21 protein-coding genes are annotated in these 22,855 nt (G+C 63.8%); 12 read left to right on the forward strand and 9 right to left on the reverse strand.

The features are described from left to right. Positions 1-376 precede the first annotated feature (376 nt). Entirely contained in the window at positions 377-895 is a 519-nt protein-coding gene (locus tag JV551A3_RS03130) for a glycine cleavage system transcriptional repressor (protein WP_133970021.1), read from the forward strand. Positions 896-1,225: 330 nt separating this feature from the next. On the opposite strand, the gene rarD is transcribed toward JV551A3_RS03130, so the two are convergent. From rarD to JV551A3_RS03150, 4 genes are all read right to left on the reverse strand, one after another. Beyond that, the gene (gene rarD, locus JV551A3_RS03135; RefSeq protein WP_133970022.1) at positions 1,226-2,113 is read right to left on the reverse strand and encodes an EamA family transporter RarD; all 888 of its coding nucleotides are present in this window, start codon (positions 2,111-2,113) and stop codon (positions 1,226-1,228) included. Between the two features lie 64 nt (positions 2,114-2,177). Continuing rightward, a complete protein-coding gene (locus JV551A3_RS03140) occupies positions 2,178-3,152 on the reverse strand; it encodes a serine/threonine protein kinase (protein ID WP_133978322.1) in 975 nt (324 codons plus the stop codon). 161 nt (positions 3,153-3,313) lie between these two features. Next, entirely contained in the window at positions 3,314-4,078 is a 765-nt protein-coding gene (locus JV551A3_RS03145; protein WP_133970027.1) for a TOBE domain-containing protein, read from the reverse strand. A 157-nt stretch (positions 4,079-4,235) separates the two neighbouring features. Beyond that, positions 4,236-4,967, reverse strand: coding sequence for a ComF family protein (locus tag JV551A3_RS03150; RefSeq protein ID WP_133970028.1), 732 nt, complete (start codon positions 4,965-4,967; stop codon positions 4,236-4,238). An 89-nt stretch (positions 4,968-5,056) separates the two neighbouring features. On the opposite strand from JV551A3_RS03150, the gene bioB reads away from it, so the two are divergent. The 9 genes from bioB to JV551A3_RS03200 all read left to right on the forward strand — a co-directional run bounded on the left by bioB (position 5,057) and on the right by JV551A3_RS03200 (position 15,637). Next, a complete protein-coding gene (gene bioB, locus JV551A3_RS03155; protein ID WP_133970029.1) occupies positions 5,057-6,115 on the forward strand; it encodes a biotin synthase BioB in 1,059 nt (352 codons plus the stop codon). Position 6,116: 1 nt separating this feature from the next. Then, on the forward strand, positions 6,117-7,289 hold the full coding sequence (gene bioF, locus JV551A3_RS03160; RefSeq protein WP_133970030.1) for an 8-amino-7-oxononanoate synthase: 1,173 nt from the start codon (positions 6,117-6,119) through the stop codon (positions 7,287-7,289). Beyond that, positions 7,282-8,013, forward strand: a complete 732-nt coding sequence (locus tag JV551A3_RS03165; protein WP_133970031.1) for an alpha/beta fold hydrolase — start codon at positions 7,282-7,284, stop codon at positions 8,011-8,013. The genes bioF and JV551A3_RS03165 overlap by 8 nt, the downstream gene beginning before the upstream one ends. Then, positions 8,006-8,824, forward strand: a complete 819-nt coding sequence (gene bioC / locus JV551A3_RS03170) for a malonyl-ACP O-methyltransferase BioC (RefSeq protein ID WP_133970032.1) — start codon at positions 8,006-8,008, stop codon at positions 8,822-8,824. The genes JV551A3_RS03165 and bioC overlap by 8 nt, the downstream gene beginning before the upstream one ends. Before the next feature lie 10 nt (positions 8,825-8,834). Further along, entirely contained in the window at positions 8,835-9,515 is a 681-nt protein-coding gene (bioD, locus tag JV551A3_RS03175) for a dethiobiotin synthase (protein WP_133970033.1), read from the forward strand. A gap of 230 nt (positions 9,516-9,745) precedes the next feature. After that, positions 9,746-10,042: a pyrroloquinoline quinone biosynthesis protein PqqE gene (locus JV551A3_RS03180; protein WP_133970034.1), complete on the forward strand. Its 297-nt coding sequence runs from the start codon at positions 9,746-9,748 to the stop codon at positions 10,040-10,042. A gap of 288 nt (positions 10,043-10,330) precedes the next feature. After that, the gene (locus JV551A3_RS03185; protein WP_133970035.1) at positions 10,331-12,136 is read left to right on the forward strand and encodes a phenylacyl-CoA dehydrogenase; all 1,806 of its coding nucleotides are present in this window, start codon (positions 10,331-10,333) and stop codon (positions 12,134-12,136) included. A gap of 315 nt (positions 12,137-12,451) precedes the next feature. Continuing rightward, positions 12,452-13,735 carry a GGDEF domain-containing protein gene (locus tag JV551A3_RS03195; RefSeq protein ID WP_133970037.1) on the forward strand — a complete coding sequence of 428 codons (1,284 nt, stop codon included), beginning with the start codon at positions 12,452-12,454 and terminating at the stop codon, positions 13,733-13,735. 123 nt (positions 13,736-13,858) lie between these two features. Further along, a complete protein-coding gene (locus tag JV551A3_RS03200) occupies positions 13,859-15,637 on the forward strand; it encodes an acyl-CoA dehydrogenase C-terminal domain-containing protein (protein ID WP_133970038.1) in 1,779 nt (592 codons plus the stop codon). 382 nt (positions 15,638-16,019) lie between these two features. Here the strand turns inward: JV551A3_RS03200 and JV551A3_RS03205 are convergent, their stop codons facing one another. After that, positions 16,020-16,943 carry a LysR family transcriptional regulator gene (locus JV551A3_RS03205; RefSeq protein ID WP_112251499.1) on the reverse strand — a complete coding sequence of 308 codons (924 nt, stop codon included), beginning with the start codon at positions 16,941-16,943 and terminating at the stop codon, positions 16,020-16,022. A gap of 209 nt (positions 16,944-17,152) precedes the next feature. Between JV551A3_RS03205 and JV551A3_RS03210 the strand changes: the two genes are divergently transcribed. Together JV551A3_RS03210 and JV551A3_RS03215 are read left to right on the forward strand one after the other, a co-directional pair. Further along, on the forward strand, positions 17,153-18,433 hold the full coding sequence (locus JV551A3_RS03210) for an aspartate aminotransferase family protein (protein WP_133970039.1): 1,281 nt from the start codon (positions 17,153-17,155) through the stop codon (positions 18,431-18,433). Positions 18,434-18,572: 139 nt separating this feature from the next. Then, positions 18,573-18,731, forward strand: coding sequence for a YqaE/Pmp3 family membrane protein (locus JV551A3_RS03215; protein ID WP_009681539.1), 159 nt, complete (start codon positions 18,573-18,575; stop codon positions 18,729-18,731). A gap of 132 nt (positions 18,732-18,863) precedes the next feature. On the opposite strand, the gene JV551A3_RS03220 is transcribed toward JV551A3_RS03215, so the two are convergent. Genes JV551A3_RS03220 through pqqC form a run of 4 tightly spaced genes read right to left on the reverse strand, consistent with a single transcriptional unit; the run spans position 18,864 to position 22,812 of the window. Further along, complete coding sequence (locus JV551A3_RS03220; protein ID WP_133970040.1) at positions 18,864-20,687, reverse strand: S9 family peptidase; 1,824 nt, start codon at positions 20,685-20,687, stop codon at positions 18,864-18,866. Then, positions 20,653-21,813: a pyrroloquinoline quinone biosynthesis protein PqqE gene (gene pqqE / locus JV551A3_RS03225; protein ID WP_133970041.1), complete on the reverse strand. Its 1,161-nt coding sequence runs from the start codon at positions 21,811-21,813 to the stop codon at positions 20,653-20,655. Before pqqE ends, JV551A3_RS03220 begins: the two co-directional genes overlap by 35 nt. Beyond that, positions 21,785-22,060: a pyrroloquinoline quinone biosynthesis peptide chaperone PqqD gene (gene pqqD, locus JV551A3_RS03230; RefSeq protein WP_085626239.1), complete on the reverse strand. Its 276-nt coding sequence runs from the start codon at positions 22,058-22,060 to the stop codon at positions 21,785-21,787. The genes pqqE and pqqD overlap by 29 nt, the downstream gene beginning before the upstream one ends. Further along, positions 22,057-22,812 (reverse strand): pyrroloquinoline-quinone synthase PqqC, encoded by a 756-nt coding sequence (pqqC, locus tag JV551A3_RS03235; protein WP_003255592.1) that lies wholly within the window; start codon positions 22,810-22,812, stop codon positions 22,057-22,059. Before pqqC ends, pqqD begins: the two co-directional genes overlap by 4 nt. Positions 22,813-22,855: the final 43 nt, after the last annotated feature.

The following is a 22,855-nucleotide window of genomic DNA, read 5'->3' on the forward strand; positions in this document are numbered from 1 at the left end:
TGCATGCCCCCGAGTAGAGCCCGAGCGCGGCTGGGTGCGGCCTGCCAGACCTGCTGGCAGACAGTGTGCGTATTTTCACAGGCGCCTTGGCAGACATCCAAACGACGTTTTGTAGTCCGCGCCACGGGATACTACATGAAGCAGTAGGCGGGGCAAAATCAGACTAAAAGCGCCGTTATGCGACCCGTTGGTCGCGTATGGTCACGCTGGGAGTGGGTATGTTCGCAAAAAACAGGTGGATTGTTCCAGATAAATCTTGAAACAGTACACGATTCGTTGTGCAGATTGCCCTGCGGCAGGTTGCCGCGCCTTGCCTATACTGAGTCGATCCCCCGATTTTCTGCCGCACGGCGCGGTCCGACACGAGGAAGGGCTTGTGGATCATCTTGTACTGACTGTAATTGCCCCTGACAAGGCCGGCCAAGTCGAGCGCATTGCCCAGTGCATCGCTGACCACAGTGGCAACTGGCTGGAAAGCCGCATGTCGCGTATGGCCGGGCAGTTTGCCGGCATCCTGCGGGTGGCGGTGCCAGCGGAAAACTACGACGAACTGGTGGCTTCGCTGCAGGGGTTGGCCCGATATGACATTCGCGTACTGATCGCCGAGAGCGGCATCGAGCCGTCGTGCACCTGGAAGCCGATTGCCATGGAGCTGGTAGGGAACGACCGGCCGGGGATCGTGCGTGATATCACCCGGATGCTGGCTGAACTTCAGGTCAACGTTGAGCGGCTTTCCACCGAAGTGCGCCCGGCGCCGATGAGCAGCGAGCCGTTGTTTCATGCCGATGCGTTGTTGGCTTTACCGTTGACCCTGTCGCTGGACGACCTGCAGCAGAAGCTGGAGAGCCTGGCGGACGATTTGATGGTCGAGTTGAAGCTGCGGCCGGAGGAGTGATCCGAGATTGCCGGGCCGCTTCGCGGCCATCGCGACACAAGGCCGCTCCTACAAGGGTTACGCGTTCCCCTGTAGGAGCGGCCTTGTGTCGCGATGGGCTGCAAAGCAGCCCCCTGCGGTTATCCCGATATCACGGGGAAGGCCTTGTGGATAACCTGGGGGCTCCCCTCTCCAGCCCAGGCCCCGCGCGCCTTACAGGGCTTTGCTCAAAAAACACCCAATAATCAGCAGCTTGTGCACAAACCACGGGGACGAGGGTGTGGATAACCTTTGGAGATGTCTCTGCAGACCACGAATCACAGGGTCTGCAGAGTTATGATCATTTTTTGATCAGCTACGCTTGCGCAAACTGAGCCACGCATCGACGCTGTAAATCGCCAAACCCGCCCAGATGAACATGAACGCTACCAAGGTGCTCGACGACAAGTGCTCATCGAAAAGCAGTACCGCCTGCAGCAGCACCAGGGTCGGCGCCAGATACTGCAGGAAGCCCAGCGTGGTGTAAGGCAGGTGCCGCGCGGCAGCGTTGAAGCACACCAGCGGCACCAGTGTCACCGGCCCCGCAGCCATCAGCCACAACGCTTCGCTGCTGGTGTAGAACGCGCCCTGGGCACTTGTTGCCGACGGGTGCAGCAACAGCCAGCCAAGGGCCAGCGGTACCAGCATCCAGGTTTCCACCACCAGGCCCGGCAGTGCTGCTACCGGTGCCTGTTTGCGAATCAGCCCATAGAAGCCGAAGCTCAGCGCCAGTACCAGCGACACCCACGGCAGGCTGCCCACCTGCCACACCTGCTGGGCAACACCCACGGTGGCCATGGCTACGGCAAGCCACTGCATACGGCGCAGGCGCTCGCCGAGAATCAGCATGCCCAGCAGCACATTGATCAGTGGGTTGATGTAGTAACCCAGGCTGGCCTCGAGCATGCGCCCGTTGTTCACCGACCATACGTAGGTCAGCCAGTTGCCGGCGATCAGCGCCCCGCTTAGGGCCAGGATACCCAGCCGGCGCGGGTTTTCCCGCAGTTCGCGCCACCAGCCGGGGTGTTTCCACACCAGTAGCAGCAACGAGCCGAACAAAGCCGACCACAGCACCCGGTGGACAATGATTTCCACCGCCGGGACGCTCTGGATTGCCTTGAAGTACAGGGGGAACAAGCCCCAGATGATGTAGGCGCTGAGGCCTAGTAGATACCCGCGACGCGGGTTTGCGGCATGCATGCAGAATCCTTGCTTAGGTAGCTAAATAAAGCGACGCCTATTGTAGACAGAGGCGGGCGCGCTTCTAGAACAATTTCAGCGGCGCTTCATCCAGTGCTGCCATTTGCTCGCGCAGGGCGAGTATCTGATCTCCCCAGTAGCGTGGCTGGCCGAACCAGGGGAAGCTCGGCGGGAATGCCGGGTCGTCCCAGCGCCGCGCCAGCCAGGCGCTGTAGTGCAGCTGACGCAGGGCGCGCAGGGGCTCGATCAGGGCCAGCTCGCGCGGGTCGAAGTCGTGGAACTCGTTGTAGCCGTCGATCAGTTCGGCCAGTTGCCCCAGGCGCTCCTCGCGGCTGCCGGCCAGCATCATCCACAGGTCCTGCACCGCTGGGCCCATGCGGCAGTCGTCGAGGTCGACCACGTGGTACACCTCGTCGCGGTGCATCAGGTTACCGGGGTGCAGGTCGCCATGCAGGCGGATAAGCTGGTGCGGCGAGCGGGCGTAGATGTCCTCCACTCGCTTTAGCAGGTCGCGGGCTACCGATTCGAAAGCCGGCAGCAGTTCGCGGGGGACGAAGTCACCTTCCAGCAGGGTATTGAGCGAGGCGTGGCCGAAGTTGTCCACAGCCAGCGCTTCGCGGTGCTCGAACGGTTTGCTGGCGCCCACGGCATGCAGGCGGCCGAGCAACTGGCCGAGGCGGTAGAGCTGGTCGAGGTTGCCCGGCTCTGGCGCGTGGCCGCCGCGGCGGGGGAACAGGGTGAAACGGAAGCCCTGGTGCTCGAACAAGGTGCGACCGTCGTGGTACAGCGGCGCGACCACTGGCACTTCGCAGTCGGCCAGTTCGGCGGTGAAGCTGTGCTCTTCGAGGATGGCCGCGTCGCTCCAGCGGCCTGGGCGGTAGAACTTGGCGATCAGCGGTTGTGCATCTTCGATGCCCACCTGGTAGACGCGGTTCTCGTAGCTGTTCAGTGCCAGCACCCGGGCATCGCTGAGAAAGCCAATGCTTTCCACTGCGTCCAGGACCAGGTCGGGGGTGAGGGTGTCGAAGGGGTGGGACATGGAGGCTCCGAGGGTAGGCGGCATGGGGCCATGGTAGCGCGTTATGCCGGTACCGGCCTCTTCGCGGGTGAACCCGCTCCCACAGGTACGGCGCAGCCGCCAGGGAAACGATGCACCTGTGGGAGCGGGTTTACCCGCGAACCGCGCAAAGCGCGGCCAGGCTATGCAGGAACCCCGAGCAATACATAAGAGGGATGAAACTGAACCCGCACCGAACTGCCTGCTGTCACACGCTGCCCAGCCAACCAATCCGCCTCGGCAAACGCACACAACGTCTGCCCATTACCCAGCGCCAACCTGACCTCTCCAGGCCCATCAACCTCTGCCAGCACCTCTTCCACCGTCGCCAGCAGGCAATTGCTACCCGCTTCGGCCTCGTCCTCGTCGGCCAACAACCGCACCCACCCCGCCTTGAGCAGCGCCACCACCATCGTCCCCAGCGTCAGCTCAAGCCGCGCAGTGCTGTCGTGGGTGATCAACGCCTCGATCTGCAGCCCACCGCCCAACGCCAGGCTGACACGATCATGCCGGCCCTCACGGCGCAGGCCGCTGACCTGGCCCTGCAACTGATTGCGTGCGCTGGTACGCAGCATCAGCCGGCCGAGCAAGTCGAGGTCGCTGGACTCCTCGGCCGCTTCGAGAATTTGCGCCTGAAGGGCCTGCAGCCTCTGATACAGGCGCAGCACCCGCTGGCCTTCCGGCGACAGGCGGGCACCACCGCCACCACGCCCCCCGGTACTGCGCTCCACCAGGGGTTGGCTGGCCAGGTTGTTGAGTTCGTCGATGGCGTCCCAGGCGGCCTTGTAGCTGATGCCCGCAGCCTTGGCGGCGCGGGTGATCGAACCTTGTTCGGCTATGTGCTGCAGCAGCGCGATGCGCTGGGGGCGGCGGGCGATGTGCTGGGTGAGGTGGGGGGGCAGGGGCATGGGTATTGGGTCATTGTAAGTGGCAGCGAAGTGTAGCTTGTGTGGGAGCGGCCTTGTGTCGCGAAAGGGCTGCCTAGCAGCTCCAGCGATTTTTGCTGTGGCAGAGATCCTGGGGCTGCTGCGCAGCCCTTTCGCGACACAAGGCCGCTCCCACAAGTCATACATACCCCGGCTTGGGCGTACGCGCCAGGCAATACACATCCACCCGTCGCGCACCGGCCTGGCGCAGTACTTCGGCAACCGCCTGTGCGGTAGCACCGGTGGTCAACACATCATCGACAATGGCGACGTGCTTGCCTGTCAGCTTGCCCGTGACCGCAAACGCCTGGCGCAAATTGCGTCGCCTGGCCTTGGCGTCCAGTTGTTGCTGCGCAGGTGTCTCCCGTGGGCGCAGCAGCAACCGCTCGTCGCAACTTACTCCCAGGTGCGACGACAGCCAGCGCCCGAGCATCGCCGCCTGGTTGAACCCACGCTCGCGTAGTCGACGTTTGGCCAAGGGTACAGGCAACAACAGATCGGGGCGGGGTAGCCCCTCTGCAAAGCGGTGCAGCAGCCCATGCCCGAGCAATTCGGCCATCAGGCGCCCCAAAGGCCATTGGCGGTTGTGCTTGAAACGGCTGATCAGCGTGTCCACCGGAAAGCCGAAATGCCACAGTGCAAGCACCAGCTCGAAGGCCGGTGCGCGGCGCTGGCACTGAGCGCAGATCAGGCCGGCCATGGGCAACGGCAGGGCGCAGCGCAGACACTGATCGCCCAGCCAGGGCAGTTCCTGCTCGCAGGCGACGCACAGCGGGTAGGCCTGCTCGGCAGGTTCATCGCACAGCAAACACGATTGATTAATAAGTGAGCACTTGTAAACCAGTCTTTTCCAGTGTGGTTGACAGTTCATAGGCCTTCCATGACTATGCGAGCTATCCGTGATGCGCTGGCGGGCTTTCCTGTCCCGGCGCCTGCTTCAGCCTAAACAAGGAAACGCCAATGAGCGCCAGCACAACTGCAACAACACGTCACGACTGGTCCCTGGCCGAGGTCAAGGCGCTGTTCCAGCAACCGTTCAATGACCTGTTGTTCCAGGCGCAGACCGTGCATCGCGCGCATTTCGACCCGAACCGCGTACAGGTTTCGACCCTGCTGTCGATCAAGACCGGCACCTGCCCGGAAGATTGCAAATATTGTCCACAGTCCGGCCACTACAACACCGGGCTGGAAAAACAGAAGCTGATGGAAGTGCAAAAGGTGCTGGAAGAAGCTGCCCGCGCCAAAGCCATTGGTTCTACCCGCTTCTGCATGGGTGCGGCGTGGAAGCACCCATCGGCAAAAGACATGCCCTACGTGCTGGAGATGGTCAAAGGCGTGAAGGCCATGGGCCTGGAAACCTGCATGACCCTCGGCAAGCTCGACCAGGAGCAGACCAAGGCCCTGGCCCAGGCCGGCCTGGACTACTACAACCACAACCTCGATACCTCGCCGGAGTTCTACGGCAGCATCATCACCACCCGCACCTACAGCGAGCGCCTGCAGACCTTGGCCTATGTGCGCGATGCCGGGATGAAGATCTGCTCCGGCGGCATTCTCGGCATGGGTGAGTCGCTGGACGACCGCGCCGGCCTGCTGATCCAGTTGGCCAACCTGCCCGAGCACCCGGAATCGGTACCGATCAACATGCTGGTCAAGGTGGCCGGCACGCCGCTGGCCGAGGAAGAGGACGTCGACCCGTTCGACTTCATCCGCATGCTGGCCGTGGCACGTATCCTCATGCCCAAGTCGCACGTGCGCCTGTCCGCCGGCCGCGAGCAGATGAACGAGCAGATGCAGGCCCTGGCCTTCATGGCTGGCGCCAACTCGATCTTCTACGGCGAAAAACTGCTGACTACCGCCAACCCGCAGGCCGACAAGGACATGCAACTGTTCGCACGCCTGGGCATCAAGCCCGAAGCGCGTGAAGAACACGCCGACGAAGTGCACCAGGCGGCCATCGAGCAGGCGCTGGTCGAACAGCGCAGCAGCGAGATGTTCTACAACGCCGCGACGGCCTGAGATGGCCTTCGACCTGGCGGCGCGCCTGGCCGAACGGCGTGCCGCAGACCTGTATCGGCAGCGGCCGCTGCTGCAGAGCCCGCAGGGGCCGGAAGTGGTTGTCGATGGCCAGCGCTTGCTGGCTTTCTGCAGCAATGACTATCTGGGCCTGGCCAACCACCCCGAGGTGATTGCCGCCTGGCAGGCCGGCGCCGAGCGCTGGGGTGTCGGCGGCGGTGCCTCGCACCTGGTGATCGGCCACAGTACGCCGCACCACCAGGTGGAAGAGGCCTTGGCCGAGCTCACCGGGCGCCCGCGTGCGCTGCTGTTCTCCACCGGCTACATGGCCAACCTGGGCGTCATCACCGCGCTGGTGGGGCAGGGAGACACGGTGCTGCAGGACCGCCTGAACCACGCTTCGCTGCTGGATGGCGGGCTGCTCAGCGGCGCCCGTTTCAACCGCTACCTGCATAACGACCCGGCCAGCCTGGCCAGCCGCCTGGACAAGGCTGTCGGCAATACCCTGGTAGTCACCGATGGCGTGTTCAGCATGGACGGCGACCTGGCCGACCTGCCGGCGTTGGCCGATGTTGCCCGCGCTCGCGGTGCCTGGCTGATGGTCGACGATGCCCATGGCCTGGGCACCCTCGGCACCCAGGGCGGCGGTATCGTCGAGCACTTCGGCCTGGGCGTTGAAGATGTGCCGGTGTTGATCGGTACGCTGGGCAAGGCCTGTGGTACCGCTGGTGCCTTTGTGGCCGGCAGCGAAGAGTTGATCGAGGCGCTGGTGCAGTTCGCCCGCCCGTACATCTACACCACCAGCCAGCCACCGGCGCTGGCCTGCGCCACCCTCAAGAGCCTGGAGTTGCTGCGCCGCGAGACCTGGCGCCGCGAGCATCTGGCCGCGCTGATCCGCCAGTTCCGTGAAGGCGCGCAGCAGATCGGCCTGGAATTGATGGACAGCCCGACCCCGATCCAGCCGATCGTCATCGGCGACAGCGCGCAGGCCCTGCGCCTGTCACGCATGCTGCGCGAGCGCGGCTTGCTGGTGACAGCCATCCGCCCGCCCACTGTGCCGGCGGGCAGCGCACGCCTGCGGGTGACATTGAGCGCCGCGCACAGCGAGGCGCAGGTGCAGCTATTGTTGAATGCATTGGCCGAGTGTTATCCACAATTGGAGAGCGCCGATGCGTAATCGACTTGTTCTGTTGCCTGGCTGGGGCCTGGGCACTGCTTCCCTGGAGCCGCTGGCCGCCAGCCTGCGCGCCCAGGACGCCCGCCTGCAGGTGGAGCTGATGCCCTTGCCGGAACTGGCCCACAGCGATGTGCAGGCCTGGGTCGACCACCTCGACCGCAAGCTGCCGAGCGATGTCTGGCTGGGTGGCTGGTCGTTAGGCGGCATGCTCGCCAGCGCGCTGGCGCACAAGCGCGGCGACCATTGCTGTGGCCTGCTGACCCTGGCCAGCAACCCCAGCTTTGTGGCTCGCCGCGACTGGCCCCACGGCATGGCCGAAGACACTTTCGGCACCTTTCTCGACGGCTGCCGCAGCCATACCCAGGTCACCCTGAAGCGCTTCCGTACCTTGTGCAGCGACGGTGCCCTGCAGCCGCGTACCCTGCTGCGCCAGCTGGGTGTCGGCGTGCCGGACACCGACCCGCTGTACCTGGCCACCGGCCTTGAGGTGCTGGCCAGGCTGGACACCCGCGAAGCACTGCAGGCCTACGCTGGCCCGCAGCTGCACCTGTTCGCCGGCAGCGATGCGCTGGTGCCGGCAGAGGCGGCAAAAGCGCTGAGCGAGCTGCTGCCCGATGTGGAAGTGGGCCTGGTCGAAGACAGTTCCCACGCGTTCCTGCTGGAGTACCCGCAGGAACTGGCGGCGGGCATCAAGAGTTTCCTGCATGAGAGTGGCGATGACTGACCTTTCCCGTCCGACCCCGCCCGGCGCATTACCCGACAAGCGCCAGGTAGCGGCCTCGTTCTCCCGCGCCGCCGCCAGCTACGACAGCGTGGCAGCCTTGCAGCGCGCGGTGGGTTCGAACTTGCTGGAGCAGTTGCCGGAAGGCCTGCAGCCGTCACGCTGGCTGGATCTGGGCAGCGGCACCGGTCATTTCAGCCGGGCGCTGGCCGAGAGTTTCCCCCAGGCCAGTGGCGTGGCGGTGGATATCGCCGAGGGTATGTTGTGCCATGCCCGCAACGAGCAGGGCGGGGCCCTCTATCACGTGGCCGGTGACGCCGAGCGTTTGCCGCTGCGTGATGCCAGCGTCGACCTGGTGTTCACCAGCCTGGCCGTGCAGTGGTGCGATCAGTTCACAAGCGTGCTGGCAGAAGCGCTGCGAGTGCTGCGCCCGGGCGGCGTTTTGGCCTTCAGCAGCCTGTGTGTGGGCACCCTCGATGAACTGCGTGCCAGTTGGCAAGCGGTGGATGGCCTGGTGCATGTGAACCGCTTCCGCCGTTTCGAAGACTATCAGCGCCTGTGCGCCGCCAGCGGCTTCGAACAGCTTGGGCTGCAGCGCTGCCCGCACGTGCTGCACTACCCGGATGTACGCAGCCTGACCCATGAGCTAAAGGCCCTCGGCGCCCACAACCTGAACCCCGGCCGACCTTCCGGGCTTACCGGCCGGGCGCGCATGCAGGGCCTGCTGCAGGCTTATGAGGCGTTTCGCCAGCCCGAGGGGCTGCCAGCCACCTACCAGGTGGTCTATGGTTTGTTGCGCAAGCCACAGGCGTAAGGGGAGCGAGATGAACCAGGCCTATTTCATTGCCGGTACCGATACCGATGTTGGCAAGACCACCATCGCTGCCGGGCTGTTGCATGCGGCACGGTTGCAGGGCATGAGCACGCTGGGGGCCAAGCCGGTGGCCTCCGGTTGCACGATGACATCGAAAGGCTTGCGCAACAGCGACGCCCAGGCGCTGATCGACGAAAGCACGATCAAGCTGCCCTACGAGCAGGTCAACCCGTTTGCCTTCGAACCGGCTATCGCACCCCATGTGGCAGCGCGGGAGGCGGGGGTAACGCTTGCCGTGTCGGAGCTGTTGGCGGCGATGCGCAATGTGCTGCAACAAAATGCCGACTTCACCCTGATCGAGGGGGCCGGTGGCTGGCGCGTGCCGTTGTCGGGGCAAGACAACTTGTCCGATCTGGCCATTGCCCTCAAGCTGCCGGTGATCCTGGTGGTGGGTGTGCGGCTGGGGTGCATCAGCCACGCCTTGCTCAGCGCCGAGGCGATTGCCCGTGACGGCCTGCAATTGGCGGGGTGGGTGGCGAACATCATCGAACCGCGTACTTCGCGCCTGGAAGAGAACCTGGCCAGCCTGGCCGAGCGCTTGCCGGCGCCATGCCTGGGGCGGGTGCCCAAACTGAAGCAGGCCAGTGCCGACATGGTGGCTGAGCATTTGCAGCTGGATCTGCTGGATTAGCTGTTTCCAGGCCCGGCCCTTTCGCGGGTAAACCCGCTCCCACAGGATCTCCACAGTTTTTGAGACTTGTGCAGTACCTGTGGGAGCGGGTTTACCCGCGAAGAGGCCAGTGCAGGAATACCCAAGGCCTATCAACTGGCACCAGGCCATTAGGGATTTAAACGGGCCTTTTTGCCCTTGGCCTGCTTTAATTGGGCCTGTTCGTCATCCAGCGTCAATGGAGTCCTGACATGGAAATCACCGGTAGCTCCGCCTATTACGCGGGCCTGAGCGCAATCCAGACCGGCCAGAACCGCGTCGATCAGGCCGCCAGCCAGATCGCCAGCACCACCGCCGAACGTAGCGCCACCAGCCAGTCCAGCGATTTTCAGGCCGAACGCCTGCGCGCGGTCGACCGCAGCCAGCAGATGGACCTGGCAACCAGCACCGTGCAGCTGGCCGTGGGCAAACTAGAGGTCGAGCTTGGCGCAAAGGTCGCCAAGGCATCCGACGAAATGCTCGGCCGGTTCATCGATACCTACGCCTGACAGGCGCCCCATCGAATCACACACAGCCCCCTGTGGGAGCGGGCGTGCCCGCGAATGCGTCAGCTCAGACACCTCCATTGTCTGCTCAGGCCCTTTCGCGGGCACGCCCGCTCTCACAAGGGCAGCGCATTTTCTGAGTTTGGCGTAAACGTCATTTTTCGTGGCGTAAATGGCACCATAGTCCATCCTTGACATAAGGCGGAGCTAAACGTAAGTTTCAAACAACTGTTTGATCGACGGCCGCCAAGCGCGTGTCACCCCACAGAACTCACCTAGAGGTTCATCGCAATGCCTGATTACAAAGCCCCCTTGCGTGATATCCGCTTCGTTCGCGACGAGCTGCTCGGTTATGAGGCGCACTATCAGAGCCTGCCGGGTTGCCAGGATGCCACGCCCGACATGGTCGACGCGATCCTCGAAGAAGGCGCGAAGTTCTGTGAGCAGGTGCTGTCGCCGCTGAACCGTGTGGGTGATCAGGAAGGCTGCACCTGGAGCGAATCCGGCGTGAAAACCCCGACCGGCTTCAAAGAGGCCTACCAGCAGTTCGTCGAAGGCGGCTGGCCGAGCCTGGCGCATGACGTCGAACACGGCGGCCAAGGCCTGCCAGAGTCGCTGGGCCTGGCCCTGAGCGAAATGGTCGGTGGTTCGAACTGGTCGTGGGGCATGTACCCGGGCCTGTCGCACGGCGCGATGAACACCATCTCTGCGCACGGCACTGCCGAGCAGCAGCACACCTACCTGACCAAGCTGGTTTCCGGCGAGTGGACCGGCACCATGTGCCTGACCGAGCCGCACTGCGGTACCGACCTGGGCATGCTGCGCACCAAGGCCGAGCCACAGGCTGATGGCAGCTACAAGGTGTCGGGCACCAAGATCTTCATTTCGGCCGGTGAGCACGACATGGCCGACAACATCGTGCATATCGTCCTGGCCCGCCTGCCGGACGCACCGGCCGGCACCAAGGGCATCTCGCTGTTCATCGTGCCGAAGTTCCTGCCCAACGCCGAAGGTGGTGTGGGCGAGCGCAACGGCGTGAGCTGCGGCTCGATCGAACACAAGATGGGTATCCACGGCAACGCCACCTGCGTGATGAACTTCGACGGCGCTACCGGCTACCTGATCGGCCCGGCCAACAAAGGCCTGAACTGCATGTTCACCTTCATGAACACCGCTCGCCTGGGTACCGCGCTGCAAGGCCTGGCCCACGCCGAGGTAGCGTTCCAGGGTGGCCTGAAGTACGCCCGTGAGCGCCTGCAGATGCGTTCGCTGACTGGCCCGAAGGCACCGGACAAGGCTGCTGACCCGATCATCGTCCATCCGGACGTGCGTCGCATGCTGCTGACCATGAAGGCCTTCGCCGAAGGCAACCGCGCGATGGTGTACTTCACTGCCAAGCAGGTGGACATCGTCAAGTACAGCCAGGATGAAGAAGAACGTAAAAAAGCCGATGCCCTGCTGGCGTTCCTGACCCCGATCGCCAAGGCGTTCATGACTGAGGTCGGCTTCGAAGCCGCCAACCATGGCGTGCAGATCTACGGTGGTCACGGCTTCATCGCCGAATGGGGCATGGAGCAGAACGTACGCGACAGCCGCATTTCCATGCTGTACGAAGGCACCACTGGCATTCAGGCCCTGGACCTGCTCGGCCGCAAGGTGCTGATGACCCAGGGCGAAGCGCTGAAGGGCTTCACCAAGATCGTGCACAAGTTCTGCCAGGCGCAGGAAGGCAACGAAGCGGTCAAGGAGTTCGTCGAACCGCTGGCGGCGCTGAACAAAGAATGGGGCGAGCTGACCATGAAAGTGGGTATGGCCGCCATGAAGGACCGCGAGGAAGTGGGTGCGGCCTCGGTCGATTACCTGATGTATTCCGGCTACGCCTGCCTGGCCTACTTCTGGGCCGACATCGCCCGCCTGGCGGCCGAAAAACTGGCTGCCGGCACCAGTGAAGAAGCGTTCTACACCGCCAAGCTGCAGACCGCGCGCTTCTACTTCCAGCGCATCCTGCCGCGTACCCGTACCCATGTGGCAACCATGCTGTCGGGTGCCAACAACCTGATGGCGATGGACGAAGAGAATTTCGGCCTGTCGTACTGATCCTGCCGCTGTAAAGCAAACCCGCCTGCCTTCACCGGCAGGCGGGTTTTTTCATTCCGGAAGCTGAACGCTATCCCCTGTGGGAGCGGCCTTGCGTCGCGAAAGGGTTGCGTAGCAACCCCGGCAATTTCCGCTGTGATACAAAAAGCTGGGGCCGCTTCGCGCCCCTTTCGCGACACAAGGCCGCTCCCACAAGTGATCGCGTGCACGCCGGAATTTGCTGTTCATTCCATCCGCATATTCAACTGTTCATGTGCACTGCCGATGAAGTAAGGGCACAATGCCATTATTGATCTGCCGGGTCGGAGATTACCCTTGTTTCGTCTTAACGCTGTTCGCGCGAGCCACTTCCTGCCGTCGCTGATTCTTTTGCTGGCAGGCCTCGCCGCGGCCTATGTGAGAGACCTCAGTGTCTTTTTCACATCGCTGTTCAATGTCCTGCCCACCTTGGTCCTGCTGCTGGGCGGTGCCTACTGTGCGGTGTACCGTCGCCAGCGCGAGCTGTTCCTGATGCTCACGGTGTACATCGCCTACTACCTGCTCGACACTCAGACCGACTTTTACCGTGACCATGGCCGCGTGCGCGAGGACGCGGCGGTGATCTTCCACCTCGTGTGCCTGCTGCTGCCCGCCCTGTTCGGGTTGTATGGCGCTTGGCAGGAGCGTACCCACCTGCTGCAGGACCTGCTCGCCCGTGGCGCCGTGCTGTTCGCCGTGGGCAGCGTGGCAGTGGCCCTGGAGCAAAGCTACCCGGAAGCACTGCTGACCTGGTTGGCGGAAATCCGCTGGCCAACCTTGCATGGCCAGTGGATGAGCCTCATCCAGATGGTCTACCCGCTGTTCCTCGGCGTGTTCATCCTGCTGGTGGTGCAATACCTGCGTGCGCCACGGCCGCTGCATGCAGCGCAGGTGATGGGCCTGCTGGGTGTCTTCTGGATGCTGCCGCAAACCTTCATCCTGCCGTTTACCCTGAATATCATGTGCAGCCAGGTAATGCTGATGATCGCTGCAGCGGTGGCGCACGAGGCCTACCAGATGGCTTTCCGCGACGAACTGACCGGGCTGCCGGGGCGCCGTGCGCTAAACGAGCGCATGCAGCGTCTGGGGCGCAACTACGTGATCGCCATGACCGATGTCGACCACTTCAAGAAATTCAACGACACCCACGGCCACGATGTCGGCGACCAGGTGCTGCGCCTGGTTGCCAGCCGCCTGTCCAAGGTCACCGGGGGTGGCCGCGCCTACCGCTATGGCGGCGAGGAGTTCGCCCTGGTGTTTGCCGGCAAGACCGCCGAGGAATGCGTGCCGCATGTGGAAGCCGTGCGCGAAGTGATCGCCAACTACGTGATGCACCTGCGCGACCAGCACAACCGCCCACAGGACGATACCGCCGGGCGCCAGCGACGGGCGGGCAGCAGTGGCGGCTCGGTGTCGGTCACCATCAGCATCGGCGTGGCCGAGCGCCAGGCCGATCATCGTAACCCCGAGGCAGTGTTGAAATCTGCCGACCAGGCGCTGTACAGCGCCAAGGGCGCGGGGCGCAATTGTGTCATGGTGCATGGGCAACAATCGCAGCGTGGGGCAGTGCGCATGGCGTGACTTATTCTGACTATTCAGTCTTGTAATGACCCTATGTCTCGTAAAAGTTGTTCGGTTACACTGCCTGCAACCCAGTGTCGCGGTTCCCTGAGACCGCCCCGACCCGACTAGCGAGAGGTTGTCATGGCTGAATATAAAGCGCCCCTGCGCGACATGCGCTTCGTACTGAAAGAAGTCTTCAACGTGGCCGAGCAGTGGGCGCAACTGCCCGGGCTGGCTGATGTTGTCGATACCGACACGGCCATGGCGGTGCTGGAAGAAGCCGGCAAGGTCACTGCCCGGTCCATCGCGCCGCTCAGCCGCGCTGCCGATGAAGAGGGCTGCCACTGGGACAACGGCGCGGTGCGCACACCGGCCGGTTTCATTGAGGCCTACAACACCTACGCAGAAGGCGGGTGGGTGGGCGTGGGCGGTGACCCGCTATTCGGCGGCATGGGCATGCCCAAGGTCATCTCGGCCCAGGTCGAGGAAATGGTCAACGCCTCCAGCCTGTCCTTTGGCCTGTACCCGATGCTGACTGCCGGCGCCTGCCTGTCGATCAATGCCCACGCCAGTGAAGCGCTGAAGGAAAAGTACCTGCCGAACATGTACGCCGGCGTGTGGGCCGGTTCCATGTGTCTGACCGAGCCGCACGCCGGTACCGACCTGGGCATCATCCGCACCAAGGCCGAGCCCCAGGCCGACGGCAGCTACAAGGTCAGCGGCACCAAGATCTTCATCACCGGTGGCGAGCACGACCTGACCGAGAACATCATCCACCTGGTGCTGGCCAAGCTGCCGGACGCACCGGCGGGGCCGAAAGGCATTTCGCTGTTCCTGGTGCCGAAGTTCCTGGTAAACGAAGACGGCAGCCTGGGCGCCCGCAACGCGGCCACCTGTGGCTCGATCGAGCACAAGATGGGCATCCAGGCTTCGGCCACCTGCGTGATGAACTTCGACGAAGCTGTCGGCTTTATCGTCGGTGAGCCGAACAAGGGCCTGGCGGCCATGTTCACCATGATGAACTACGAGCGCCTGGGCGTTGGTATCCAGGGCCTGGCCTCGGCCGAGCGCTCCTACCAGAACGCTGTAGAGTACGCCCGCGACCGCCTGCAGAGCCGCGCCCCGACCGGGCCACAAGCCAAGGACAAGGCCGCTGACCCGATCATCGTTCACCCTGACGTTCGCCGCATGCTGCTGACCATGAAGGCGCTGATCGAGGGTGGCCGTGCCTTCTCCAGCTACGTGGCCATGCAGCTGGACAGTGCCAAGTACAGCGAAGACGCCGCCGTGCGCAAGCGCAGCGAAGAACTGGTGGCACTGCTGACGCCGGTGGCCAAGGCCTTCCTCACCGACCTGGGCCTGGAGTGCGCGGTGCACGGCCAGCAGGTGTTCGGCGGGCATGGCTACATTCGCGAATGGGGGCAGGAGCAACTGGTGCGCGATGTGCGTATTACGCAGATTTATGAAGGCACCAACGGTATCCAGGCCCTCGACCTGATGGGGCGCAAGGTGGTGGCCAGTGGTGGGGCGTACTACCGACTGTTCTCCGACGAGATTCACCAGTTCATTACCAGCGCGGGTAGCGAGCTGGAGGAATTTGCCAAGCCGTTGGCGGCCGGCCTCGACCAGCTCGACGGGCTTACCGAGTGGGTGCTGGAACAGGCCAAGGGCAACCCGAACGAAATTGGCGCGGCTTCGGTCGAGTACCTGCATGCCTTTGGTTATGTCGCCTATGCCTACATGTGGGCGTTGATGGCGCGGGCGGCCAAGGCGGGTGAAGGTGACGAGGCTTTCTACTCGGGCAAGCTGGGCACGGCGCGGTTCTTCTTTGCGCGGTTGCTGCCGCGGGTGGATTCACTGGTGGCTTCGGTGAAGGCGGGGAGTGAGTCGCTGTACTTGCTGGATGCCGAGCAGTTCTGAGGGGTTTTTGGGGGCTGCTTTGCAGCCCATCGCGACACAAGGCCGCTCCTACAGGTACAGCGCAGGCCCTTAGGGTGTTGCGGTCCCTGTGTAGGAGCGGCCTTGTGTCGCGATGGGCCGCAAAGCGGCCCCAATTCCAGGCATCTGGGAATGAATCCTCCTATGTAAGCTTTTTCCTACGCAACGTGGTGACTTTTCGCCACTGTTCTCAGATTGGATCCAGGGTTAATCTTTACCACATGGACGTTGCGCAGGAAGCGCAAAGGACAGATCAAGGACGACGACGAAGGACCACCTGCCAGGATGGTGGGGCGATACGGATGTCACAGGGAAACAGTCTGGGAAACCCCGCTTCGGCGGGGTTTTCTTTGTGCGCGTGTTTTCAACCCAGCACATCCAGCGGTGATGCGCCCGACAGGCGGGCGTCCGTCTCTTCCTCCAACAGCGTGCGCAGCAGCTCCACAGAAGCCTGCTGGCGCTGGGCGTCGCGGAATACCAAGCCAACCTTCAGCGGTACTCGCGGCTCGCTCAACGGCTTCCACAGCAGCCCCTGGTCATCCTCGGCGGCTTCCTTGGCGCGCCCCGGCAGGATCGTGGCCAGCGCGGTATGGGCAAGGCTGTCGAGAATCCCCGCCATGTTGTTCATCTCTGCCTGCACCTGCGGCCGACGCCCCTGGCTGGCCAGCTGCGCCTGCCAGATCTGGCGGATCTGGAACTCCTCGCCCAGCATCAGCATGGGCAGCTCGGCGGCCTGGCGGATGGACACCTTCTTGAAGTCCTTCAGCGGGTGGGTAGCGGGGATGACCAGTTGCAGCTCATCTTCGTACAGCAGCAGACCATGCAGCCCTGGCTGGCGTGGCGGCAGGTAGCTGATACCGATGTCCAGGCTGCCATTGAGCAAGCGCCGTTCTATCTCCAGCCCCGACAATTCGTAGATCTGCACCACAAGGTGCGGCTGGGCCCTGCGCAGGCGCTCGAGCAACTGCGGCACCAGGCTCGGCCGCACGGTCTGCAGCACGCCGATGGCCAAGGTACGCAGCGACTGGCCCTTGAAGTTGCGCATGGCCTCATGGGCGCGCTGCAGCCCATCGAGCAGAGGCAGGGCGTGGTTGTACAGGGTATGGGCGGCCAGCGTTGGCAGCAGGCGCTTGTTGCTGCGTTCGAACAGGCTCAGGTCGAGACTGTGCTCCAGCTGGCGGATCTGCTGGGAAAGCGCTGGCTGGGACAGCGACAGGCGCTCGGCGGCGCGGCCCACGTGGCCTTCTTCATACACCGCGACGAAATAACGCAGTTGGCGGAAATCCATAAGTGCTACTTATCGAAAATGCTGGAAAAACGAAATGGTCGAAAACCCTCATGAGGCCTAGTCTATCGCCGTATTCCAACGGGTTACAGCGATGAAACGCTCGATTGTTACCCCGGATGAAAAACACTTTTGATAGGAAAGGCAAAATATCGAGTGCCGGCACCCAGACCGCACCGTGGCCGCCCCTGTCTTGATTGGTTGGAGCCCTGATGAACCTGTTCAACCTGCGCCGCCCGGCCCCTGCTGCTGTCGCCGAGACCAAGCGTGCGCCGGTGATCCTGCCGGAAGCGCCGCAGCTTTCGCGTGAGCGCCTGATGCCCAGCACCGAACGCGCAGCACAGGTGTTCGTGCGTGGCCAGGGCTCCTGGTTGTGGGACAACGAAGGGCATGCCTACCTGGACTTCACCCAGGGTGGCGCAGTCAATAGCCTGGGCCACAGCCCAAGCGTGCTGGTGAAGGCGCTGGGCAACCAGGCCCAGGCGCTGATCAACCCGGGCTCGGGCTTCCACAGCCGTGGCCTCCTGGGGCTGGTCAACCGCCTGTGCCAGAGCACCGGCAGCGACCAGGCCTACCTGCTCAACAGCGGTGCCGAAGCCTGCGAAGGTGCGATCAAGCTGGCGCGCAAATGGGGCCAACTGCACCGCAACGGCGCCTATCACATCATCACCGCCACCCAGGCCTGCCATGGCCGCAGCCTGGGCGCGTTGTCGGCGTCCGATCCGCTGCCGTGCAACCGCTGCGAGCCGGGCCTGCCGGGCTTCAGCAAGGTGCCGTTCAACGACCTGGCGGCGCTGCATGCCGAGGTGGACTCGCGCACCGTGGCGATCATGCTCGAGCCGATCCAGGGGGAGGCGGGTGTGATTCCGGCCACGCAGGAGTACCTCAAGGGTGTGGAAGCGCTGTGCCGCGAGCTGGGCATCCTGCTGATCCTTGATGAGGTGCAGACCGGCATCGGCCGCTGTGGCGCGCTGCTGGCCGAAGAAACCTATGGCGTGCGCGCCGACATCATCACCCTGGGCAAGGGGCTGGGCGGGGGCGTGCCGCTGGCGGCTTTGCTGGCTCGGGGTACGGCGTGCTGCGCAGAGCCTGGCGAACTGGAAGGCAGCCACCATGGCAACGCGCTGATGTGCGCCGCTGGCCTGGCCGTACTGGAGACCGTGCTGGAGCCTGGCTTCTTCGCCCAGGTGCAGGACAACGGCCGCCACCTGCGTGACGGCCTGAGCCGGCTGGCCGGGCGTTATGGCCAGGGCGAAGTGCGCGGGCAAGGCCTGCTGTGGGCCCTGCAGATGCAGGAAAACCTGGCTCGCGAACTGGTGGCGGCTGCCTTGCACGAAGGCCTGTTGCTCAACGCACCGCAGGCGGATGTGGTGCGTTTTTCGCCGGCGCTGACGGTGAGCAAGGGCAACATCGACGAAATGCTGCTGCGCCTGGCCCGCGCCTTCGCCCGCTTGCACACCCGGCAGCAGGCCCGCCGGGAAGTACCGGCCTGATCCGAATTTTACGAACCGTCTGGCGTTCCTGCGCATCGCCCCTGGCCTGTTTCATTCGGCCTGGGGCGTTTTTTTTTGCCTGTTGAACCTCTACCGCGGGCAGCTAGTCTGTGATGTAACCCCTTCAGGAGAGACTCGCATGGACTTCATACGCATCATCATCGCCATCATCCTGCCGCCGTTGGGCGTGTTCCTGCAGGTGGGGTTTGGCGGGGCGTTCTGGCTGAATATTTTGCTGACCCTGCTGGGGTACATTCCGGGGATCGTGCATGCGGTGTATATCATCGCCAAGCGCTGAGATTTTTGGGGCTGCTTTGCAGCCCATCGCGACACAAGGCCGCTCCTACAGGTACAGCGCCACATTCGGGCTTGTGCGATCCCTGTAGGAGCGGCCTTGTGTCGCGATGGGCCGCAAAGCGGCCCCAGAATCTCAGCCCTCCAACACTCGGCAATAGAATTTCCACTCTTCTTCCAGCGCATGCGCCAGGTTCTGCGCCTTGCGGAACCCATGACGCTCCCCCGAATAGAAGTGCCCTTCAGCCTCGATCCCGTTAGCCTGCAGCGCCGCCAGCATCGACCGCGTCTGCTCCGGCACTACCACCGCATCCAGTTCGCCCTGGAAGAAAATCACCGGCACCTTGATCTGCCCCGCATGCAGCAGCGGCGTACGCTGGCGATAGCGCTCGGCGTCCTGCAGCGGGTCGCCGATCAGCCAGTCCAGGTAGTCGCCTTCGAACTTGTGGGTAGCCCTGCCCAGGGCAACCGGGTCGCTGACTCCGTACAGGCTGGCGCCGGCGCGGAAAACATCATGGAACGCCAAGGCACAGAGGGTGGTATAGCCGCCCGCGCTACCGCCGCGGATGAACGCCTTGCGGCGGTCGATCAACCCACGTCCGGCCAGGTAATCCACCGCCGCGCAAGCATCGGCCACATCGCTTTCGCCCCAGCGCAGATGCAAGGCCTGGCGGTATTCACGGCCATAGCCGGTGCTGCCCCGGTAGTTAAGGTCGGCGACGGCGAAGCCGCGTTGGGTCCAGTACTGGATGCGCGGGTCGAGCACGGGATAACAGGCCGAAGTCGGGCCGCCATGGATGAACACCACCAGCGGCGATGCACCTTGCGAGCGGGCTGCCGGGTAGAAGAAGCCGTGGGCGCGGTGACCGTCACTGCCGTAGTGGATCGACTGCGGCAGGCTGATATGGCTTGCCGGCAGCACTTCGGCGCCACCAGCCAGCACACTGACTTCGTGGTTGCTGCGGGCGATGGCGATGACCGCTGGCGGGCTGATCGGCGAGGCGGCAATCGCGTACAGGTGTTCTGCATCCATCGCCAGGCTGCGAAAACGCGTGTAGGCGCTGGCGAAACGCTCCACGCGGCCATCGGCAGTGCGCAGCCCCAGTTGCCCGAAGCCGTCTTCGAACCAGCTGGCCAGATAACTTTGCTGCCCCAGCGCCAACCAGGTACTGGCGCCCAGTTGCCAGGGGGCTGCAGCGTGGTCCGCGGGCTCGGCAGGCAAGGCCTGCCAGCAGCCATCGACCTCGCCCCAGGGTTGCCAGAAGCCATCCCGGTCGGACAGGCAGTAGAGTCGGCCTTCGCTATCGAAGCGCGGCTGCTGTAGCGATTCGTCAGCACTGGCAATACATTGCACTGGCCCCCAGCGGCCACTTGCATCACGTGCGCGGCACATCAGCCTGGTGATGGTCCAGGGTTGTGCCGGGCGATCCCATTCGACCCACGCCAGGCGCTGGCCATCGGCACTCACCGTAGGCGAAGCATAGAAGTCGGCACCCTCGGCAAGCACTTCGCGGGCATGTTCACCCAAGGCGACCAGACGATGCTCGACCCGTTCGCCATGCTGCTCCTCGACTGCCAGCACCCAGCCGTCGCGCCACTGCACATCGCCGTAGCGGCAGCTGGCATCTTCGGTCAGGGCACGCGGTACCGCGCCTTCCAGGGCCTGGGTATAGACCTGCTGGTCCTTTTCGTTGACGAACACCAACCCGTCACCACCCAGGCAAAAACTGCCACCGCCATATTCGTAGACCCGGCTACGCACACTGAAACCATCGGGTGTCAGGCAGCGGGCCTGCTGGTGCTGCCAGTGCCAGATGCGACAGGCGCCATCGGCCGGGCGGAACTCGTTCCAGAACAGCCCCGCGTCGCTGACCTTGAGTTCGGCGAAGTCGGTGCCTGCGGCAACAGCCTGGGCCGCACTGAACTCAGCCGCGGACGATGACACGGGAGTTTCGTTCATTGCGGAAGGTCATCTGTTCAATTGTGAGCTGGGCGCTTTCCGCTTCCTCGCGGGCCTTGAGGATGATGCCGTGGTCGGCCGACTTGGCGCACACCGGGTCGGCGTTGCTGGCATCGCCGGTGAGCATGAAGGCCTGGCAGCGGCAGCCGCCGAAGTCCTTTTCCTTCTCGTCGCAGGAACGGCAGGGTTCGGGCATCCACTCATAGCCACGGAAGCGGTTGAAGCCGAACGAGTCGTACCAGATGTGGTGCAGGTCGTGGTCGCGCACGTTGGGGAACTGCACTGGCAACTGGCGCGCGCCGTGGCAGGGCAGGGCGGTGCCGTCCGGGGTGATGGTGAGGAACAGGCTACCCCAGCCATTCATGCAGGCCTTGGGGCGCTCCTCGTAGTAGTCCGGGGTGACGAAGATCAGCTTGCACGGGTTGCCCTCGGCCTTGAGCTTGTCCCGATACTCGTTGGTGATGTGTTCGGCCCGTTCCAGCTGCGCGCGGGTCGGCAGCAGGCCCAGCCGGTTGAGGTGGGCCCAGCCGTAGAACTGGCAGGTGGCGAGCTCGACGAAGTCGGCCTCAAGGGCGATGCACAGCTCGATGATGCGGTCGATCTTGTCGATGTTGTGCCGGTGGGTGACGAAGTTGAGCACCATCGGGTAGCCATGGGCCTTCACCGCACGGGCCATTTCCAGCTTTTGCGCAAAGGCCTTCTTCGAGCCGGCCAGCAGGTTGTTCACCTGCTCGTCGCTGGCCTGGAAGCTGATCTGGATATGGTCCAGGCCGGCCTTCTTGAAGTCGGCGATGCGCGCTTCGGTCAGGCCGATGCCCGAGGTGATCAGGTTGGTGTAGTAGCCCAGCCGGCGGGCCTCGCCGATCAGTTCGGCGAGGTCCTGGCGTACCAGCGGTTCTCCGCCGGAAAAGCCGATTTGCGCGGCACCCATTTCCCGGGCTTCGGCCATTACCTTGAACCACTGCGCGGTGCTCAGCTCCTGGCCCTGGGCTGCGAAGTCCAGGGGGTTGGAGCAGTACGGGCACTGCAGCGGGCAACGGTAGGTCAGCTCGGCCAGCAGCCAAAGCGGCAGGCCGACTGCTGGCGTTGGCGGTAACTCAGGCGAGGACGATCCAGTGTTCGGCACGGGCCACCTCCATGAACTGCTCGATGTCATCGGCCACTTCCGGGACACCGGGGAACTGTTGTTCGAGTTCGCTGATGATCGCGGCAACGTCGCGTTGGCCGTCGATCAGGCCACCGATCAGGGCCGCGCTGTCGTTGAGCTTGATCATGCCCTCTGGGTACAGCAGCACATGGCCCTTTTGCGCCGGTTCGTACTGGAAGCGGTAACCGGGGCGCCAGTTCGGCACTTGATTACGGTTGAAACTCATAGGGTGATCCCTTTGTGCCACACCCGTTCCTGGGTGACGGAATGATAGGGCGGGCGGTTCAGCTCGTAGGCCATGCTCATGGCGTCGAGCATGCTCCACAAGATATCCAGCTTGAACTGCAGTATCTCCAGCATACGCTCCTGGCCCGCGCGGGTGGTGTAGTGCTGCAGGGTAATCGCCAGGCCGTGCTCCACATCACGTCGGGCCTGGCCCAGGCGGGTGCGGAAGTATTCGTAGCCGGCCGGGTCGATCCACGGGTAATGCTGCGGCCAACTGTCCAGGCGCGACTGGTGGATCTGCGGGGCGAACAGCTCGGTCAGCGAGCTGCTGGCTGCTTCCTGCCAGCTGGCCCGGCGGGCGAAGTTGACGTAGGCGTCCACGGCGAAGCGCACGCCGGGCAGGACCAGCTCCTGTGAGCGCAGCTGATCCGGGTCCAGGCCCACGGCCTGGCCCAGGCGCAGCCAGGCTTCGATACCGCCGTCTTCGCCGGGTGCGCCATCGTGGTCGAGCAGGCGCTGGATCCACTCGCGGCGCACTTCGCGGTCGGGGCAGTTGGCCAGGATCGCGGCATCCTTCATCGGGATGTTGACCTGGTAGTAGAAGCGGTTGGCCACCCAGCCCTGGATCTGTTCGCGGGTGGCGCGGCCTTGATACATCGCCACGTGGTACGGGTGATGAATGTGATAGTAGGCGCCCTTGGCGCGCAGGGCCTGCTCGAATTCGGCAGGGGACATTGGCAGTGCGTCGCTCATTCGGCTGGCTCCTGTATAGCTGAGTCTTGGCTCACCTCGCCCC

The sequence above is a fragment of the Pseudomonas inefficax genome (genome assembly GCF_900277125.1).
Taxonomy (GTDB): Bacteria; Pseudomonadota; Gammaproteobacteria; order Pseudomonadales; family Pseudomonadaceae; genus Aquipseudomonas; species Aquipseudomonas inefficax.

Coding starts and splice junctions, on each gene's coding strand:
- JV551A3_RS03215 (WP_009681539.1), top strand. CDS start 18,573: ATGGACTTCATACGCATCATCATCGCCATCATCCTGCCGCCGTTGGGC.
- JV551A3_RS03185 (WP_133970035.1), top strand. CDS start 10,331: ATGCCTGATTACAAAGCCCCCTTGCGTGATATCCGCTTCGTTCGCGAC.
- JV551A3_RS03205 (WP_112251499.1), bottom strand. CDS start 16,943: ATGGATTTCCGCCAACTGCGTTATTTCGTCGCGGTGTATGAAGAAGGC.
- JV551A3_RS03200 (WP_133970038.1), top strand. CDS start 13,859: ATGGCTGAATATAAAGCGCCCCTGCGCGACATGCGCTTCGTACTGAAA.
- JV551A3_RS03210 (WP_133970039.1), top strand. CDS start 17,153: ATGAACCTGTTCAACCTGCGCCGCCCGGCCCCTGCTGCTGTCGCCGAG.
- JV551A3_RS03220 (WP_133970040.1), bottom strand. CDS start 20,687: ATGAACGAAACTCCCGTGTCATCGTCCGCGGCTGAGTTCAGTGCGGCC.
- bioB (WP_133970029.1), top strand. CDS start 5,057: ATGAGCGCCAGCACAACTGCAACAACACGTCACGACTGGTCCCTGGCC.
- pqqC (WP_003255592.1), bottom strand. CDS start 22,812: ATGAGCGACGCACTGCCAATGTCCCCTGCCGAATTCGAGCAGGCCCTG.
- JV551A3_RS03165 (WP_133970031.1), top strand. CDS start 7,282: ATGCGTAATCGACTTGTTCTGTTGCCTGGCTGGGGCCTGGGCACTGCT.
- JV551A3_RS03140 (WP_133978322.1), bottom strand. CDS start 3,152: ATGTCCCACCCCTTCGACACCCTCACCCCCGACCTGGTCCTGGACGCA.
- JV551A3_RS03150 (WP_133970028.1), bottom strand. CDS start 4,967: ATGAACTGTCAACCACACTGGAAAAGACTGGTTTACAAGTGCTCACTT.
- pqqD (WP_085626239.1), bottom strand. CDS start 22,060: ATGAGTTTCAACCGTAATCAAGTGCCGAACTGGCGCCCCGGTTACCGC.
- bioC (WP_133970032.1), top strand. CDS start 8,006: ATGACTGACCTTTCCCGTCCGACCCCGCCCGGCGCATTACCCGACAAG.
- JV551A3_RS03145 (WP_133970027.1), bottom strand. CDS start 4,078: ATGCCCCTGCCCCCCCACCTCACCCAGCACATCGCCCGCCGCCCCCAG.
- bioF (WP_133970030.1), top strand. CDS start 6,117: ATGGCCTTCGACCTGGCGGCGCGCCTGGCCGAACGGCGTGCCGCAGAC.
- JV551A3_RS03180 (WP_133970034.1), top strand. CDS start 9,746: ATGGAAATCACCGGTAGCTCCGCCTATTACGCGGGCCTGAGCGCAATC.
- bioD (WP_133970033.1), top strand. CDS start 8,835: ATGAACCAGGCCTATTTCATTGCCGGTACCGATACCGATGTTGGCAAG.
- rarD (WP_133970022.1), bottom strand. CDS start 2,113: ATGCATGCCGCAAACCCGCGTCGCGGGTATCTACTAGGCCTCAGCGCC.